This window comes from Pantoea sp. SGAir0418 (assembly GCF_043529865.1).
In genome coordinates this window covers 2,296,096-2,311,627 of record NZ_CP027911.1, presented here as the reverse complement: position 1 = coordinate 2,311,627, position 15,532 = coordinate 2,296,096, and the positions used below count along the sequence as shown (strand labels likewise).

At 58.9% G+C, this 15,532-nt stretch carries 14 protein-coding genes; 7 read left to right on the top strand and 7 right to left on the bottom strand.

What is annotated here, in order from left to right; all coding sequences use genetic code 11:
- Positions 1-37: 37 nt before the first annotated feature.
- Complete coding sequence (locus tag C1N84_RS10640) at positions 38-1,126, bottom strand: porin (protein WP_132462829.1); 1,089 nt, start codon at positions 1,124-1,126, stop codon at positions 38-40.
- Between the two features lie 870 nt (positions 1,127-1,996).
- Between C1N84_RS10640 and C1N84_RS10635 the strand changes: the two genes are divergently transcribed.
- The 6 genes from C1N84_RS10635 (at position 1,997) to spy (ending at position 8,906) form a co-directional block, all read left to right on the top strand.
- Positions 1,997-3,217, top strand: coding sequence for an aspartate aminotransferase family protein (locus C1N84_RS10635; RefSeq protein WP_058757664.1), 1,221 nt, complete (start codon positions 1,997-1,999; stop codon positions 3,215-3,217).
- Positions 3,214-4,245: an arginine N-succinyltransferase gene (gene astA / locus C1N84_RS10630; protein WP_264441336.1), complete on the top strand. Its 1,032-nt coding sequence runs from the start codon at positions 3,214-3,216 to the stop codon at positions 4,243-4,245. Before C1N84_RS10635 ends, astA begins: the two co-directional genes overlap by 4 nt.
- Positions 4,242-5,711, top strand: a complete 1,470-nt coding sequence (gene astD / locus C1N84_RS10625) for a succinylglutamate-semialdehyde dehydrogenase (protein WP_394541621.1) — start codon at positions 4,242-4,244, stop codon at positions 5,709-5,711. The genes astA and astD overlap by 4 nt, the downstream gene beginning before the upstream one ends.
- Positions 5,708-7,036, top strand: a complete 1,329-nt coding sequence (gene astB, locus C1N84_RS10620; protein ID WP_264441333.1) for an N-succinylarginine dihydrolase — start codon at positions 5,708-5,710, stop codon at positions 7,034-7,036. The genes astD and astB overlap by 4 nt, the downstream gene beginning before the upstream one ends.
- Before the next feature lie 45 nt (positions 7,037-7,081).
- On the top strand, positions 7,082-8,077 hold the full coding sequence (gene astE, locus C1N84_RS10615; protein WP_058757667.1) for a succinylglutamate desuccinylase: 996 nt from the start codon (positions 7,082-7,084) through the stop codon (positions 8,075-8,077).
- A 334-nt stretch (positions 8,078-8,411) separates the two neighbouring features.
- Positions 8,412-8,906: an ATP-independent periplasmic protein-refolding chaperone Spy gene (spy, locus tag C1N84_RS10610; protein ID WP_021506263.1), complete on the top strand. Its 495-nt coding sequence runs from the start codon at positions 8,412-8,414 to the stop codon at positions 8,904-8,906.
- Positions 8,907-8,984: 78 nt separating this feature from the next.
- Here spy and cho read toward each other — a convergent pair whose 3' ends face one another.
- The 3 genes from cho to C1N84_RS10595 form a co-directional block, all read right to left on the bottom strand.
- Positions 8,985-9,845, bottom strand: coding sequence for an excinuclease Cho (gene cho / locus C1N84_RS10605; protein WP_058757668.1), 861 nt, complete (start codon positions 9,843-9,845; stop codon positions 8,985-8,987).
- Between the two features lie 111 nt (positions 9,846-9,956).
- Positions 9,957-10,784 (bottom strand): ammonia-dependent NAD(+) synthetase, encoded by an 828-nt coding sequence (gene nadE, locus C1N84_RS10600; RefSeq protein WP_021506261.1) that lies wholly within the window; start codon positions 10,782-10,784, stop codon positions 9,957-9,959.
- A gap of 117 nt (positions 10,785-10,901) precedes the next feature.
- Positions 10,902-12,092: a multidrug effflux MFS transporter gene (locus tag C1N84_RS10595; protein WP_264441332.1), complete on the bottom strand. Its 1,191-nt coding sequence runs from the start codon at positions 12,090-12,092 to the stop codon at positions 10,902-10,904.
- Between the two features lie 192 nt (positions 12,093-12,284).
- Here C1N84_RS10595 and osmE point away from each other — a divergent pair, with 192 nt between their 5' ends.
- A complete protein-coding gene (gene osmE, locus C1N84_RS10590; RefSeq protein WP_021506259.1) occupies positions 12,285-12,620 on the top strand; it encodes an osmotically-inducible lipoprotein OsmE in 336 nt (111 codons plus the stop codon).
- A 54-nt stretch (positions 12,621-12,674) separates the two neighbouring features.
- Here osmE and C1N84_RS10585 read toward each other — a convergent pair whose 3' ends face one another.
- The 3 genes from C1N84_RS10585 to C1N84_RS10575 all read right to left on the bottom strand — a co-directional run bounded on the left by C1N84_RS10585 (position 12,675) and on the right by C1N84_RS10575 (position 15,423).
- Entirely contained in the window at positions 12,675-13,061 is a 387-nt protein-coding gene (locus C1N84_RS10585) for a DUF6515 family protein (protein WP_031279187.1), read from the bottom strand.
- A gap of 196 nt (positions 13,062-13,257) precedes the next feature.
- Complete coding sequence (locus C1N84_RS10580; protein WP_021506257.1) at positions 13,258-14,649, bottom strand: L-cystine transporter; 1,392 nt, start codon at positions 14,647-14,649, stop codon at positions 13,258-13,260.
- 186 nt (positions 14,650-14,835) lie between these two features.
- Positions 14,836-15,423 carry a metal-dependent hydrolase gene (locus tag C1N84_RS10575; protein ID WP_021506256.1) on the bottom strand — a complete coding sequence of 196 codons (588 nt, stop codon included), beginning with the start codon at positions 15,421-15,423 and terminating at the stop codon, positions 14,836-14,838.
- Between the last annotated feature and the right edge of the window lie 109 nt (positions 15,424-15,532).

Genomic DNA, 15,532 nt, shown 5'->3' with positions numbered 1-15,532 from the left:
CCGACACTTGCCGGGATGCCATGAGGGTAAATCATCATCAGAACTGGTACACCAGACCGACCGCGGTAATATCGTCGGTTTTCAGGCGCAGCGCGTTGTCATCTTTCAGCAGGTTGATGCGGTATTCGCTATAGACCGACATGTTCTTGTTGAAGTAGTAGGTGGCACCCACGGACGCGTATTTGAACAGCCAGGCGTCGCCGACGTTTTCAATATTTTTGCCCTTTGAGCTCACGTAGCCCAGCGACGGACGGAAACCGTTCAGGAACTGATACTGCGCCACGGCTTCAAAGTTCACCGCTTTGTTGGCGAACCCGCTGTTACCGATTGGCGTGGCGTTGTGGGATTCGCCGTAGATGGTCGCCAGATAGAGCTGGTTAGCATCATATTTCACCCCGGTTTCCCAGTGTTCGGCTTTCTCACCTCTGCCGTAGGTGGCAAGGTTTTGCGCGCTGACGCGATTGAGGCTGGCATAGGCGGCAACCGCGCTCAGGCCAAAGTCGGTGTCATACGAGGTGGAAAGCGCGAAACCATCACCGTTGGAGCGGCGTACCGCCAGGTTTGGCGTTGCCGCGCTGTCGCTGCGCTCGTTTTTCCCTTCGTACTGCGCTGCGACGTTCCAGCCTTTAACCAGACCGAAGAAATCTTTGTTACGCCAGGTCAGCACGCCGGTGGAGCGACCGGACAGGAAAGCATCGACATAACCGGAATCACCGCCGAAGAAAGGCAGCATATCGGTATAGCCCAGCACGTCATAAATCAGACCATAGTTACGGCCATAGTCGATCGAACCAAACTGCGCAAACTTCAGACCCGCATAGCCGAGGCGGGTTTTATTACCGGCCTGCGCATCGGCGCCTTCCGTGTTACGCAGGCTGAACTGCGATTGCCAGAAACCGTAGCCGGTCAGCTTATCGGTAATTTTGGTTTCGCCCTTAAAACCGATACGGACATACGATGAGGTATCACCATCATTGGTGGTGTCATCGGAGAACAGGTGCGACACGTTAATTTTGCCGACCAGATCCAGCTTGTTACCATCCTTATTATAGATTTCAGCGGCCTGAGCCACAGAAAATCCCAGCAGTAATGGCATGACTGCTGCCAGTAAAGTGCGCTTCATCATTTATATTTTTACCCTGTGTTATTTTTTAATTTTTTAAGCCCCTGGTGGGGTGACAAGAAAATGACACAAAAGGATAAAGATCAGTAGTGCAATAGTTGTAACAAATAATTTCTTATTGGCTACTTGTGCGATTTTCATACGCCAATTCCATTATTCGGAAATGGGAATCGCTTTTACTTATCATGATTAAGTGAGCGTTTAATCGACGATTAATATTTATCTTATTGATAAGTAATGATTAAAGTAAGAGGGATATGACTTAATAAAAATAGCGTTTTATTGCCTTAAATAGCACAAGCCTATGCCTTAAAGTTCAATGCTTATGAATCAAAGCAGGCTGATAGTCACCCCGTAAATTATCCGCATTGACGCACTGTGTCGGTTTATTTCAGGCTAAATAATATCCCGATCTTTAATACGTTTAATTACCGGCCAGCCTGGCACAAGGTAGCCAAAATAAGTTAATCAGTTGTTACTAATAAACGGCTAACATGCACCATGCCGATGCCTGAACCGGACTGTCACTTGCACCCGTTAAGCGCAGTGCGCCCCAAAATGGCGCAGCAGACGCCTCATTTTGGCGAAATATCCGCTGTGCGATCACAAAAGCAATATTTCATTTTGCGAATGCATAAATCCGCTAAACAAATTACTGCGGTGCCGCTGTCATCGGATGGTTATTCACTTTTTATGCATTAAATGTGCATAGCGAAAGGGTGTAACTTATTGATATTTCGTTATCGAACCTGATTTATGCATTTTTTCCTCTGGCTGGCACGTTAACTGCACTCTATAGTCGAGCTGCAACTCAGCAACTTTTAACAATTTTAAAACAAAAGCTTCACCCGAAGTGAGGCAGGAGAAATGGCTATGTCACTGCAGGTTTCACGTCACGATTTCGATCAATGGATGATGCCGGTTTATGCCCCTGCGGCTTTTGTGCCGGTGCGTGCCGAAGGTTCTACGCTGTGGGATCAGCAGGGCAAAGAGTACATCGATTTTGCCGGTGGCATCGCGGTGAACGCGCTTGGCCATGCCCATCCCGCGCTGCAGCAGGCACTGACCGAGCAGGCCGGTAAACTGTGGCACACCGGCAACGGCTACACCAACGAACCGATTCTGCGCCTGGCGAAGCAGCTGATTGATGCCACCTTTGCCGACCGCGTGTTCTTCTGTAACTCCGGGGCGGAAGCCAACGAGGCCGCGCTGAAGCTGGCGCGTAAAGTGGCGCACGACCGTTTCGGTGCCGAAAAAAACGGTATCGTCGCCTTCACCAATGCCTTCCACGGCCGCACCCTGTTCACCGTTTCAGCCGGCGGACAGCCCGCCTATTCGCGCGATTTCGCCCCGTTACCGCCAGCCATTCAGCATGCCACCTTTAACGATCTGGCCTCGGCGGCGGCCTTAATTAATGACCAGACCTGCGCGGTCATCGTCGAGCCGATTCAGGGCGAGGGCGGTGTATTACCGGCCGATCCGGCGTTTCTGCGCGGACTGCGCGAACTGTGCGACCGCCATCAGGCGCTGCTGATTTTTGATGAAGTGCAGAGCGGCGTCGGCCGTACCGGCTCGCTGTATGCCTATATGCATTACGGCGTCACGCCTGATGTGCTGAGCACCGCCAAGGCGCTGGGCGGCGGCTTCCCCATCGGTGCGATGCTGACGCGTGAAGATCTGGCGCAGGTGATGGGCGTCGGCACGCACGGCACCACCTACGGCGGCAACCCGCTGGCCGGTGCGGTGGCCGGTAAAGTGCTGGAGCTGATCAATCAGCCTGAGTTTATGGCTGGCGTCGCCGAGCGGCACCAGTGGTTTGTCACGGCGCTGCAGGAGATCAACCAGCGGCTGCCGGTGTTTAAAGAGATTCGCGGCCTGGGCCTGCTGATTGGCGCGGTACTGAATGACGATTTTGCCGGTAAAGCCAAACAGTTCAACCTGACGGCGGCGGAAGAGGGCGTGATGGTTCTGATCGCCGGTGCCAGCGTGGTGCGCTTTGCCCCGGCGCTGAACATCAGCGAGCGTGAAGTAAAAGAAGGGCTGGCGCGCTTCGAACGCGCCTGCGCACGCGTGCTCAAAGGAGCCACATCATGATGGTGATCCGCCCCGTCGAACGTGACGATCTGCCGCAGCTGCTGGCGCTGGCGGGGAAAACCGGCGGCGGTCTGACCTCGCTGCCCGCTGACAGCGAGACGCTGAAGGCGCGCATTGAGCGCTCGCTGCAAACCTGGCAGGACGCGCTGCCGCGCGCTGAACAGGGCTACGTGTTTGTGCTGGCGGATAGCAGTGACAACCGCGCCGTCGGCATCTGCGCCATTGAAGTGGCGGTAGGTTTGCAGGATCCCTGGTACAACTTCCGCGTCGGTACCCAGGTGCACGCCTCGAAAGAGCTGAACGTCTACGCCAGTTTGCCGACGCTGTCGCTGAGTAACGATCACACCGGCAGCAGCGAACTGTGCACGCTGTTCCTCGATCCTGACTACCGCGACGGAAAAAATGGCCATCTGCTGTCCAAGTCGCGCTTTCTGTTTATGGCGAACTTCCGCGAGCGCTTCATGAAGCACGTGGTCGCGGAGATGCGCGGCGTCAGCGACGAGCAGGGACATTCGCCGTTCTGGGACAGCGTGGGCAGCCGTTTCTTCTCGATGGAGTTTCGCCAGGCCGATTTTCTCAGCGGCACCGGGCAAAAAGCTTTTATCGCAGAACTGATGCCCAAGCATCCGCTGTATATCCACTATCTGTCGGAAGCGGCACAGCAGGTGATTGGTGAAGTCCACCCGAAAACCGCGCCGGCGCGCGCGGTGCTGGAAGCCGAGGGTTTCCGCTATCTCAACTATATCGACATCTTTGACGGCGGCCCGACGCTGGAGTGTGAGATCGACCGCATCCGCGCCATCCGCAAGAGCAAAGTGCTGACCGCCAGCGAAGGCGAAGCTGAGGCGCACTGGCCGCTGTGTCTGGTGGCGAACTGCGACTATCAGCAGTTCCGCGTGGCGCTGCTGCCGGTCGATGTCGCATCCGGTCAGGTTCTGATTAATCAGCAGCAGCGCACCGCGCTGCGCTGCGACTATGGCGATTTGCTGCGGGTGGTTACCCTGGGTCGCGAGGAGAATAACGCATGACGCATTTTATCAACGGTGAATGGCAGCCGGGCAGCGCGGAGACGCTGAGTAAACACAATCCGGTGAGCGGCGAGATCTTATGGCAGGGCAACGCTGCTTCTGCCGCGCAGGTGGCGGCGGCCTGTGAAGCGGCTCGCGCAGCGTTCCCGGCATGGGCACGTCTGCCGTTTGCTGCCCGCCAGGCGCGGGTAGAGGACTTTGCCCGTCTGCTGGAGCGGGATAAAACCGAGCTGGCGGCGATCATCGCACGTGAGACCGGCAAACCGCGCTGGGAAACGCTGACCGAAGTGCAGGCGATGATCAATAAAGTGGCCATTTCGATTAAGGCTTATCACACCCGCACCGGCGAACAGGCCGAGGGTGAGAGTTCACTGCGCCACCGGCCGCATGGCGTGCTGGCGGTGTTTGGGCCGTATAACTTCCCCGGCCATCTGCCGAACGGACATATCGTGCCGGCGCTGCTGGCGGGCAACTGCGTGTTGTTTAAACCGAGCGAACTGACCCCCGCCACCGCAGAGAAAACCGTGCAGCTGTGGCAGGAAGCGGGCCTGCCGGCGGGTACGCTGGCGCTGTTACAGGGCGGACGTGATACCGGCCAGGCGCTGGCGCAGGCGGAGCAGATTGACGGCCTGCTGTTTACCGGTAGCGCGGCCACCGGCTATCACCTGCATCGCCAGTTCGCCGGACAGCCGGAGAAAATGCTGGCGCTGGAGATGGGCGGCAACAATGCGCTGATTGTGGAAGATCCGGTCGACATTGATGGCGCGGTGCATATCGCCATTCAGTCGGCGTTCATTACCGCCGGCCAGCGCTGCACCTGCGCGCGTCGTTTGCTGGTGAAACGCGGTGCGGCAGGCGATGCCTTTCTGCAGCGCCTGGTCGAGGTGAGTGCGCGCCTCAAACCGGCAGCGTGGGACGCCAAACCGCAGCCGTTTATGGGCAGCGTGATTTCGCCCGCCGCCGCCGGGCAGATCTTCGCTGCCTGGCAGCAGCGGATTGCGCTGGGTGGAAAGGAGTTGCTGGCGATGCGCTGGCCGGATCGCGACAGCGCGATTATTACGCCCGGCATCATCGACATGACCGGCGTCGCCGGACTGCCTGACGAAGAGGTGTTCGGACCGCTGCTGCAGGTCATCCGCTACGACCATTACGCGCAGGCAATTGGCCTCGCCAACGATACGCGCTACGGATTGTCGTGCGGACTGGTGTCACCGCAGCGTGACCAGTTTGATCAGCTGCTGCTGGAAGCGCGCGCCGGCATCGTGAACTGGAATAAACCGCTGACCGGCGCCGCCAGTTCGGCACCGTTTGGCGGCGTAGGCGCCTCCGGTAATCACCGTGCCAGCGCCTGGTACGCGGCGGATTACTGCGCCTGGCCGATGGCCTCGCTGGAGAGCAGCAGCTTAGCGCTACCGGGCAGCCTGTCGCCAGGGCTCGATTTTACTGCTTCAGGAGCGACATCATGAAGGCGTTTGAAGCAAACTTTGATGGTCTGGTCGGCCTGACGCACCACTACGCTGGCCTGTCGTTTGGCAACGAAGCCTCCACGCGCAATCAGCTGCAGCCCTCCAATCCGCGACTGGCGGCCAAACAGGGGCTGCTGAAAATGAAGGCGCTGGCCGACATGGGCTATGTGCAGGGGGTTATCCCTCCGCACGAGCGGCCTAATCTGCCGCTGCTGCGCCAGCTGGGATTCAGCGGCAGCGATGCGCAGGTGCTGGCCAAAGCGGCGCAGAAGGCACCGCAACTGCTGTCAGCGGCCAGTTCGGCGTCGGCGATGTGGGTGGCCAATGCGGCCACGGTTTCGCCCTCTGCCGACAGCGCCGACGGCAAAGTGCATTTTACCGTTGCCAACCTGAACAATAAGTTCCACCGGGCGATTGAAGCGCCGGAAACCGCCGACCTGCTGCGCGCCATCTTCCGCGATGGCCGCCACTTCAGCGTACACGACGCGCTGCCGCAGGTGGCGCTGTTTGGTGACGAAGGCGCAGCCAACCATAACCGCTTCGGCGCTGACTATGGCGCGCCCGGCGTGCAGCTGTTTGTCTACGGTCGCGACGGCCAGCAGCAGGGCAGCGCACCGGCGCGCTATCCGGCGCGCCAGACGCGTGAAGCCAGCGCGGCGGTGGCGAGACTGCATCAGCTGGATGACGCGCGCACGCTGTTTGCTCAGCAAAATCCGGCGGTGATCGATCAGGGGGTGTTCCACAATGATGTAATCGCCGTCAGCAATCAGAAGGTGTTTTTCTGCCACGAAGAGGCGTTTGTCGACCAGCCGCAGCTGCTGCAACAGCTGGCGGATCAGGTGCCGGGCTTCCAGCCGGTTGTGGTGCCGCGCGATCGCGTGTCAGTGGCTGATGCGGTGAACACCTATCTGTTTAACAGCCAGCTGCTGCAGCATCCGGACGGCGGCATGCGGCTGGTGCTGCCGGAAGAGTCGCGCCAGCATCCCGGCGTGTGGCGCTATTTGAGCGAACTGGTGGAGAGCGGCGGCCCGATTCGCGCGCTGCAGGTGTTTGATCTGCGTGAGAGCATGTGCAACGGCGGCGGACCGGCTTGTCTGCGTCTGCGCGTGGTATTAACCGAGGCGGAGCGTCAGGCCGTCAATCCGGCGGTGCTGATGAATGATCGCCTGTTTACGCGTCTGAATGACTGGGTGGACCGTCACTATCGCGACCGCCTGACGCAGGCCGACCTGGCCGATCCGCAGCTGCTGAGCGAAGGGCGAAGCGCGCTGGACGAGCTGACACAGCTGCTAGACTTAGGCAGTGTCTACGCGTTTCAGCGTTAACGCCGGGGGCAAATGTGTTACCCCCTGTGTCAGAAAGGAGTGAACATGCAGGACTTTTTACAGCAAACCCTGTCAGGCCGCCCGCCCGCGCAGCGGCAGGGCAGTAACGCCCACCTGCACTGGCAGTGGCATGATGAGGGCATACTATCCCTGACACCGCATACGCCCACGCAGCAGGCGCTGGTTCTCTCTGCCGGGATTCACGGCAACGAGACCGCCCCGGTGGAGATCCTCAACCTGTTGCTGACGCCGCTGCTGCAGGGGGAAAAACCGCTGGCCGTGCGCCTGCTGGTGATCCTCGGCAACCCGGCGGCGCTGCGCAGCGGCAAACGCTACCAGCATTATGATATCAATCGGCTGTTCGGTGGCCGCTGGCAACAGGTGGCCGACGTACCGGAGGCGCAGCGCGCGCTCCAGCTGGAGCAGGCGCTGGAGAACTTCTGGTGTGAGTGCCTCGATCACGAAATTCGCTGGCATCTCGATTTGCACACCGCGATTCGCGGTTCGTGGCATACGCGCTTTGGCGTGATGCCGCTCAACAGCCAGCCGTGGCCAGCGGATTTTTTACACTGGCTGGCAGCGGCCGAACTGGAAGCGCTGGTGTTCCACCGTGCGCCGGGCGGCACTTTTACCCACTTCAGCTGTGAACACTACGCGGCAGCCAGCTGTACGCTGGAGCTGGGAAAGGCGCTGCCGTTTGGCGAGAACGATCTCACTCAGTTCAGCGGCGTGCAGCGTGCGCTGGCAGCGCTGCTGTACGGTGAGGCGCTGCCGCCGGTGCGCGAGACGCCGCGTCATTACCGCGTGGCGCAGCAAATCACCCGGCACGGCGAGCAGTTCGTTCTGCATATGGGCCCGGAAACTCTCAACTTCACGGCTTTCCCGCAGGGCACGCTGCTGGCAGAAGAGGGTGAGCGGCGCTATTACGTGCAGCAGGCGCGTGAATATGTGCTGTTCCCCAATCCCAACGTGGCACCGGGCCTGCGCGCCGGGCTGATGCTGGTAGAGGAGAGTGAGCAGACCCAGGCGCTGGAGTTGTAATCGAAATCTTTACCCGGCAATGCGTCCTCTCCCTGTGACGGGAGAGGTCACGGGTGAGCAGAGAATGTGTGCAAATTAACGACATTTTTCCTTCCGCAAAACCGACAAAGCCATTACACTCCTCCTTAATTCCTGCGCTTTCCCCTTGATCGTCATACTCTTTTGCAATTCCTCACGCATTTCTTCGCAATCTCTCCATGATTGCCCGATATCTGTCTTTTATGCTTGCAGGGCTTTACTCAGCCTCTGAGTAGTTGACGTTCAGCGTCGTATGCTTGTTTCCGAAGACGCGACACAGGCTGTCGTCATTAAACTGAAAAGTAAGGACAATATTATGCGTAAACTGACCTCCCTGTTTCTGGCTACCGCAATGGCTTTCGGTGCCGCCAATATCGTCCATGCTGCGGCTGACAACCTGACGCCGCCGCCAGCGGGCAGTGAAAAACCGATGCACAAGCCGATGCGCCACCACGGCATGGACATGATGTTCAAAGACCTCAACCTGACCGACGCGCAGAAAACCCAGATTCGCGACATCCTGCGTGACAGCCACAAAGACATGAAGCGTCCATCGCTGGAAGAGCGTCGTGCTAACCACAGCATCATTGCATCCGACACCTTTGACCGTGCCAAAGCAGAAGCGCAGGCAGACAAAATGAGCGCCAATGCGAAAGAGCATGCGCTGAAGATGCTGGAAACCCAGAACAAGATCTATAACGTGCTGACGCCAGACCAGAAGAAGCAGTACAACGCCAACTTTGAGAAACGTCTGACAGAAAAAGGCCCGCACGACGGTAAAATGCCGCCACCGCCGGCTGATGGCGAATAAGCCGTTTAGCTCACCGGTTTGAGACCGCCGACGTTGTCCATGGCACACTGTGCTTTGGGCAGCGTCGGCGGTTTTGCGTTACAGCTCAATCAGCGGATAAACGCCGGACAGCAGCGGTCGGCAGAGAATTTTGTAGCCGTCATGGTCGAAGCCGTGACGCGCACGCTGCAGCTGACGCGCTTCCTGCTCACTGCTGACCGAACCCAGCCAGAACCAGTGATCGATGACGTGAATCTGCGTCATCTCCGTCCCGCGCTCCACCATACCCACCGGGCCCTGCCACGGCCAGCACACAACGCGCAGCTGCTCCAGCCCTGCCAGCAGGCGCTGCTGATGCGCCGCCAGCGGTTCCGCCCCGCAGCAGGCACCGGCACAGCGTTTAAGCGCCGCGCGGAAACAGCCGCGTCCCGGCTGCAGGCGCTCTAATCCCAGCAGGCCGTGACACAGGCGCAACTCGTCGGCGAGGCTTTTCAGCTTCTCTAACGCGGCAAAGCGGCTGCGGAATAACCCGTACAGGTCAGGCGAGGAGGAGAAATCGAGATCGCGTGCGTACACCACCTGCGGTGCGCCGTCGCCCAGCTGCAGCGAGCACAGCTGGCGGTTTTTGCGCAGGCGCTTATTGAACAGTGGCTGCTGCGTTTTGATCATCTGCGCTTCGAGCAGCTGTGCGCCCACGTCCCCGGCGGTGGGGATCCAGCTGACGCGCCGCGCCTGGCGCAGCATGCTGGCTTCATCCGCCGTGCGAAAATGGGCCATCACCCGGCTGCGCAGGTTGATACTCTTGCCGATGTACAGCGGCAGGTTGTCGTTATCACCGTGGAAGGTGTAAACGCCCGGCTGATTAGGCAAGCCTTCCAGCCACTGACGCAGATGTTCGGGATATTGATAGATAGCCGCCGCATCAAATTCGAGGCGATGGCGGTTTGCTCGTCTGACCAAAGAACGCTCCGCTTACTGGTTGTGCATACAGTATATCAGCGTGCGCGTTTTCTCGCCAGCGGGGACGTGAAAAGGCAGGCTTCCCGCCGGGGGATCGGGAAGCCGCAGGGATTACTTCTTCCAGAAGTCGTCGAACACGGTGATCGGCGGACGACGTTTATGCTCGGTTTTTGTATACCAGCCTTCAATGATTTTCGCCGCGTCGGCGTCGATGGTTTTGCCTTCGAGGAAATCATCAATCTGCTGATAGGTCACGCCCAGCGCCACTTCATCCTGCAGACCGGGACGATCGTCCTCCAGATCGGCGGTAGGGTGCTTGAGATAGAGGTGTTCCGGGCAGCCGAGCGCTTTCAGCAGCTGTTTGCCCTGGCCTTTGTTGAGGCGGAAAATCGGGTTGATGTCGCTGCCGCCGTCGCCGTACTTGGTAAAGAAGCCGGTCACTGCTTCTGCGGCGTGATCGGTGCCAACCACGACGCCTTTGGTCATGCCGGCAATGCTGTACTGAGCTTTCATGCGTTCGCGCGCTTTCTCGTTACCGCGCACAAAATCCGACAGGGCAATGCCCGCTTCCTGTAGTGCGCGCTCGCTGGCCAGTACCGCTTCTTTGATGTTGACCACCAGCGTGCGATCCGGCTGGATAAAGGCCAGCGCATCCTGACAATCCTGCTCGTCAGCCTGCACGCCATACGGCAGGCGCACGGCGATAAAGCTGTAGTCGTGATCGCCGGTCTCTTCACGCAGTTCAGTAATGGCAGTCTGCGCCAGCTTGCCGGTCAGCGTTGAGTCCTGACCGCCGCTGATGCCGAGCACCAGGGTCTTAATAAACGGATGGGCTTTCAGATAGGACTTCAGAAAATCGACGCTGACGCGGATCTCCTGCTGCGGGTCGATAACCGGTTTAACACCCAGGGCCTGAATGATTTCCTGCTGCAGTGACATGAACCTCTCCTCAAGTCGGTAGTCTGACGGCACAATGCGAATCATGTGCTAAAGCTAACGCCTCCGCAGAAAAACAACAAGCCGAACGGCTTGTTGTCCGGTGTTTCTGTTGGCAATTCAGGCGCTTTTTGGTTTCTGCGCCAGCAGCATGAACATCATGATGGCCAGCATAAAGCAGCCAAAGATGGTGGCCGTCATGCTGATGACCGAGGTGCCGCCAAGGCCGGTGATCGGTACGCTGAGCGCGCCGAGCGAGAACATCGCAACGCCGATCACCGCCGAGGCGCTGCCGGCGCGGTGGCCCTGGCTCTGCATCGCCAGCGATGACGCGGTGGTGGCGATCACGCCGTTACTGGCGATGGTGAAGAACAGCGCCACCAGCACCAGCGGCAGCGGCGCGCCGCTCACGCCGGCCAGCAGCAGGCAGCTGGAGGCGACAAACGCCAGCGTCAGGCCGCCCTTCAGCACGCGATATTCGCCCCACAGCGGACAGAGCCGGGCGCTGGTCTGGGAAGCAATCACCAGGCCAATACCGTTCGCCGCAAAGCACAAGCTGAACGCCTGCGGTGACAGGCCGTAAATCTGCTGCAGCACAAACGGCGAGGCGCCGATATAAGCAAACATGCCGGACATCATGAAGCCCTGCGTCAGGCAGAAGCCCATAAACGGCCGGTGGGTGATGACCTGGCCGAGCGCTGCCCAGGCGGAGAAGATCGATCCCTGGCTACGGCGTTCGGCCGGCAGGGTTTCGCGCAGCTTCCAGCGCGCCAGCAGAATCAGCAGCACGGCAATCGCGCCCAGCACCACAAAGATGCCGCGCCAGTTCAGCACTGTCATCAGCGCACCGCCCAGCACCGGCGCACCAATCGGCGCCAGGCCATTCACCAGCATCAGCAGGGCAAAAAAGCGCGTCAGCTCATGGCCGCTATACATATCGCGGGCAATGGCACGCGACAGCACCGCGCCGCCTGCACCGGCCAGCCCTTCAAACAGGCGCGCCACCAGCAGAGCGTGAATATCCTTCGCCAGCGCACAGCCAATCGAGGCGATGAACAGCAGCGCCAGCGACAGCAGCAGCGGACGAATACGGCCAAACTTATCGCTCATCGGACCAAACAGCAGCTGTCCGGCGCCCAGCCCCAGCAGACCGGCGGTCAGACTTAGCTGGGCGGTGGCGGTTTCGGTACCGAGGTCGCGCGCCAGTTCAGGCAGGGCAGGCAGATAGAGATCGATACAAAGCGGCCCGAGCGCGGCGAGCAGGCCGAGCGTAATGGCATAAACCAACCGGTTAGGGTGTGCAGGTGTCATTGAACCTCTGTGTTATTTTTGGCTTTAAGATGTATCTTGCGCCGCGATTATACGGAGCCGGTGACGGCAACACAGCATCTTTACGTAATCCTGACGCTTCAGAACTGACCGAAAGCACCGCCATTGAGTTGATAAATCTGGAATTATGTTCCAGGCTTAGTGGGACATGGACAAAGTATGAGGAACAACAAGATGAATAAAGTGCTGGGATGTATCGCTGCCGCTATGACGCTGGCAGCCCTGTCTGGTTGTACAACTTACGATCGTGCGGAAAGCTACGTGACTAAGCCTGTGGTGAAGGATGTGAAAAAAGGCATGACGCGTGAACAGGTGCGCCAGATTGCCGGACCGGCGTCAACCGAAATCACCATGGTTCACGCACGGGGTACCTGCCAGACCTACGTGATTGGTGAGCGTGATGGCAAACAGCAGACTTACTTTGTGAGCTATAACGACACCGGTCGCGTCATGAACTACGGCTTCCAGAGCTGTAAGGATTACGATACCGATCCGCAAGCCGCGCAGTAACGGCAGCAGAATAACAAACGGCCCGTCTCAGACGGGCCGTTTTTCTTTGTGCGCTTACAGCCCATACGGCCGCGGCACCTCAATGTAGCTGCCGCTGATCTCGCGCTGATAGTAGTGACCATCCTGCACGTAATAGCGTTTGCCGTTGTAATCCAGAACGCGCATGGCGCTGGCCGGTGGGCCATCCGGCGGCTGGACCACCACGTAGGTGTCGCCCTGCCGCTGGTAGTAGCTACCGTTTAGCAGATAGTAGGTCAGTCCGCCAATCAGCACGGCGGTCGCGGCCTCCGGCAGAAAACGCAGCGGTCCGGGATGGCCCCAGCGGGGTCCCGGACCACCCCAGTGCGGGCCGGGGCCCGGACCCCAGCCATACGGATGAGCAAAACTTACAGTTGGCGCTATCAGGGTTAACGCCAGCATTGAGGCGATAACGTTTCTCATGAGGGTTCTCCTGCGGTAACTCCCCGCAGCATTCGCCTTTCAGCGCGCAAACTCAAGCAAAAAACCGTCGATTTTGCCTCCGTTTACCATGCTTAACGTTTTCCTGACGTTAGCGCCATGATTGCGGAAAAAAGTGCAGAAAACGGCAAAAAAAACGGCAGGCTTTGCGGCCTGCCGTTACGGGAAAACGGGTTAATTAGCGGTGCGCCAGTTCCGCGTGTTCGTCGCTCTCCAGCACTTTTTTGTCGGTCATACCCAGCCAGCGGCTGGTCAGTGAACCGGCGGTCATCGAGCCGTTAACGTTGAGCGCGGTACGGCCCATATCAATCAGCGGTTCGATGGAGATCAGCAATGCCACCAGCGTGACCGGCAGTCCCATCGCCGGCAGGACGATCAGCGCGGCAAAGGTCGCGCCGCCACCGACGCCCGCCACACCGGCTGAGCTCAGCGTGACAATACCGACCAGCGTGGCGATCCATACCGGGTCAAACGGGTTGATACCCACGGTCGGCGCTACCATGACCGCCAGCATGGTGGGATAGAGGCCGGCACAGCCGTTCTGGCCGATGGTCGCGCCAAATGAGGCCGAGAAGCTGGCGATGGATTCCGGTACGCCCAGACGACGCGTCTGCGTCTCCACGTTCAGCGGAATACTGGCGGCGCTGGAACGGCTGGTGAAGGCAAAGGTAATCACCGGCCAGACTTTACGGAAGAAGCGCAGCGGGTTGATACCGTTGATTGACAGTAGCAGCGCGTGAACGCCAAACATGATCGCGAGGCCGAGATACGACGCCACCACAAAGCCGCCCAGCTTGATGATGTCCTGCAGGTTGGAACCGGCAACCACTTTGGTCATCAGCGCCAGCACGCCGTACGGCGTCAGCTTCATGATCAGACGGACCAGCTTCATCACCCAGGATTGCAGGGTGTCAATCGCCACCAGCACGCGCTCGCCTTTGGCTTTGTCATCTTTCAGCAGCTGCAGCGCCGCCACGCCGAGGAAAGCAGCGAAAATCACTACGCTGATGATCGACGTTGGATTGGCACCGGCCAGATCGGCAAACGGGTTTTTCGGGATAAAGGAGAGCAGCAGCTGCGGCGTACTGAGATCCGCGACTTTACCAACGTAGTTGCTCTGGATGGCGCTCAGACGCGCGGTTTCCTGCGCGCCCTGTACCAGTCCCTCGGCGCTAAGGTGGAACAGGCCGGTCACCAGCACGCCCACCAGTGCGGAAATAGCGGTGGTAAACAGCAGCACGCCGATGGTCAGCACGCTGATTTTGCCCAGCGACGAGGCGTTATGCAGCCGCGCCACCGCACTGAGGATTGAGGCAAATACCAGTGGCATGACAATCATCTGCAGCAGCTGAACATAGCCGTTGCCGACGATGTTAAACCAGCCAATCGACTCTTTCACCACCGGGCTGTTTTCGCCATAAATGGCCTGCAGTGCCAGGCCAAAGATCACCCCCAGCACCAGGCCGGTCAGCACGCGCTTCGACAGGCTCCAGCTCTGGTTGCCGACGCGGTTTAACGCAATCAGCAGCGCGACAAATGCCACGATATTGATGATCAGAGGAATATTCATTGTTAACTCCTGAAGGTCGCCACGCGATCGCGCCGCGTAACCGAAAATAGCAGAGGGATCCTCTGTAACTGTCGCGGCATGGTACCAGTTGGCCCTGCGGGAACAATATATCTAAATCGTCTGGGTTATAACTAAATGGAATTTAAGGCGATTATTTCAGCAATCGCTGGCAGAAGGAAAAACACATCAGCGCGTACTGCCGTTCACCAGCCGGCCAATCCCGTTCTGCAGATTGTTGAACAGCTGCTCCGGCCAGCCGTTAGCGCCAAATGACGGCATACCGGGCGGAAACCACAGCGCATAACCCACCAGGGCGAGGCATAGCGCACGCTCCAGCTGATTGCCTTGCTGGCTGTTGAGGATAGGCAGGCGAAAGCGCCAGCGGCACGGCCACAGCAGCGGCACGCCGGCGGGCGTCAGCATATCGGCGACAATGTGGCTCAGATAGCCGAGCGTCATGCCCTGCAGGACATCCGCTGGCAGGAACCAGTCAGCCGGCACGTTAATCTGAAACAGCCACAGGCTGACCGCCACCGCCAGCAGGCTATGGGTAAAGCCGCGATGGCCAAAAGCGCGGGCTATCGGCTGCGACAGCCACTTTAGCCGCTGGCCCAGCACCGATTTAGGGTGATCGATATCCGGCAGCAGGCAGGTCAGCAGCGCAGCCGGCACCAGATGCCACCAGTCGGCACTGGCCATCACCGGCGTCAGTTCGGCGCGTTTGGCAAATATCGCACTGGCGATGGCAAAAATGATATGGCCTTCGGCCGTCATGATGGAACCTGGCTGCAAAAACTGTCGATGCATCCAGTATAGGGATTTATCCAGTAAATGAGAACGGTGACGCTGTAACGAAGAGTGAATTTTTTGCTGACCCGCGCCT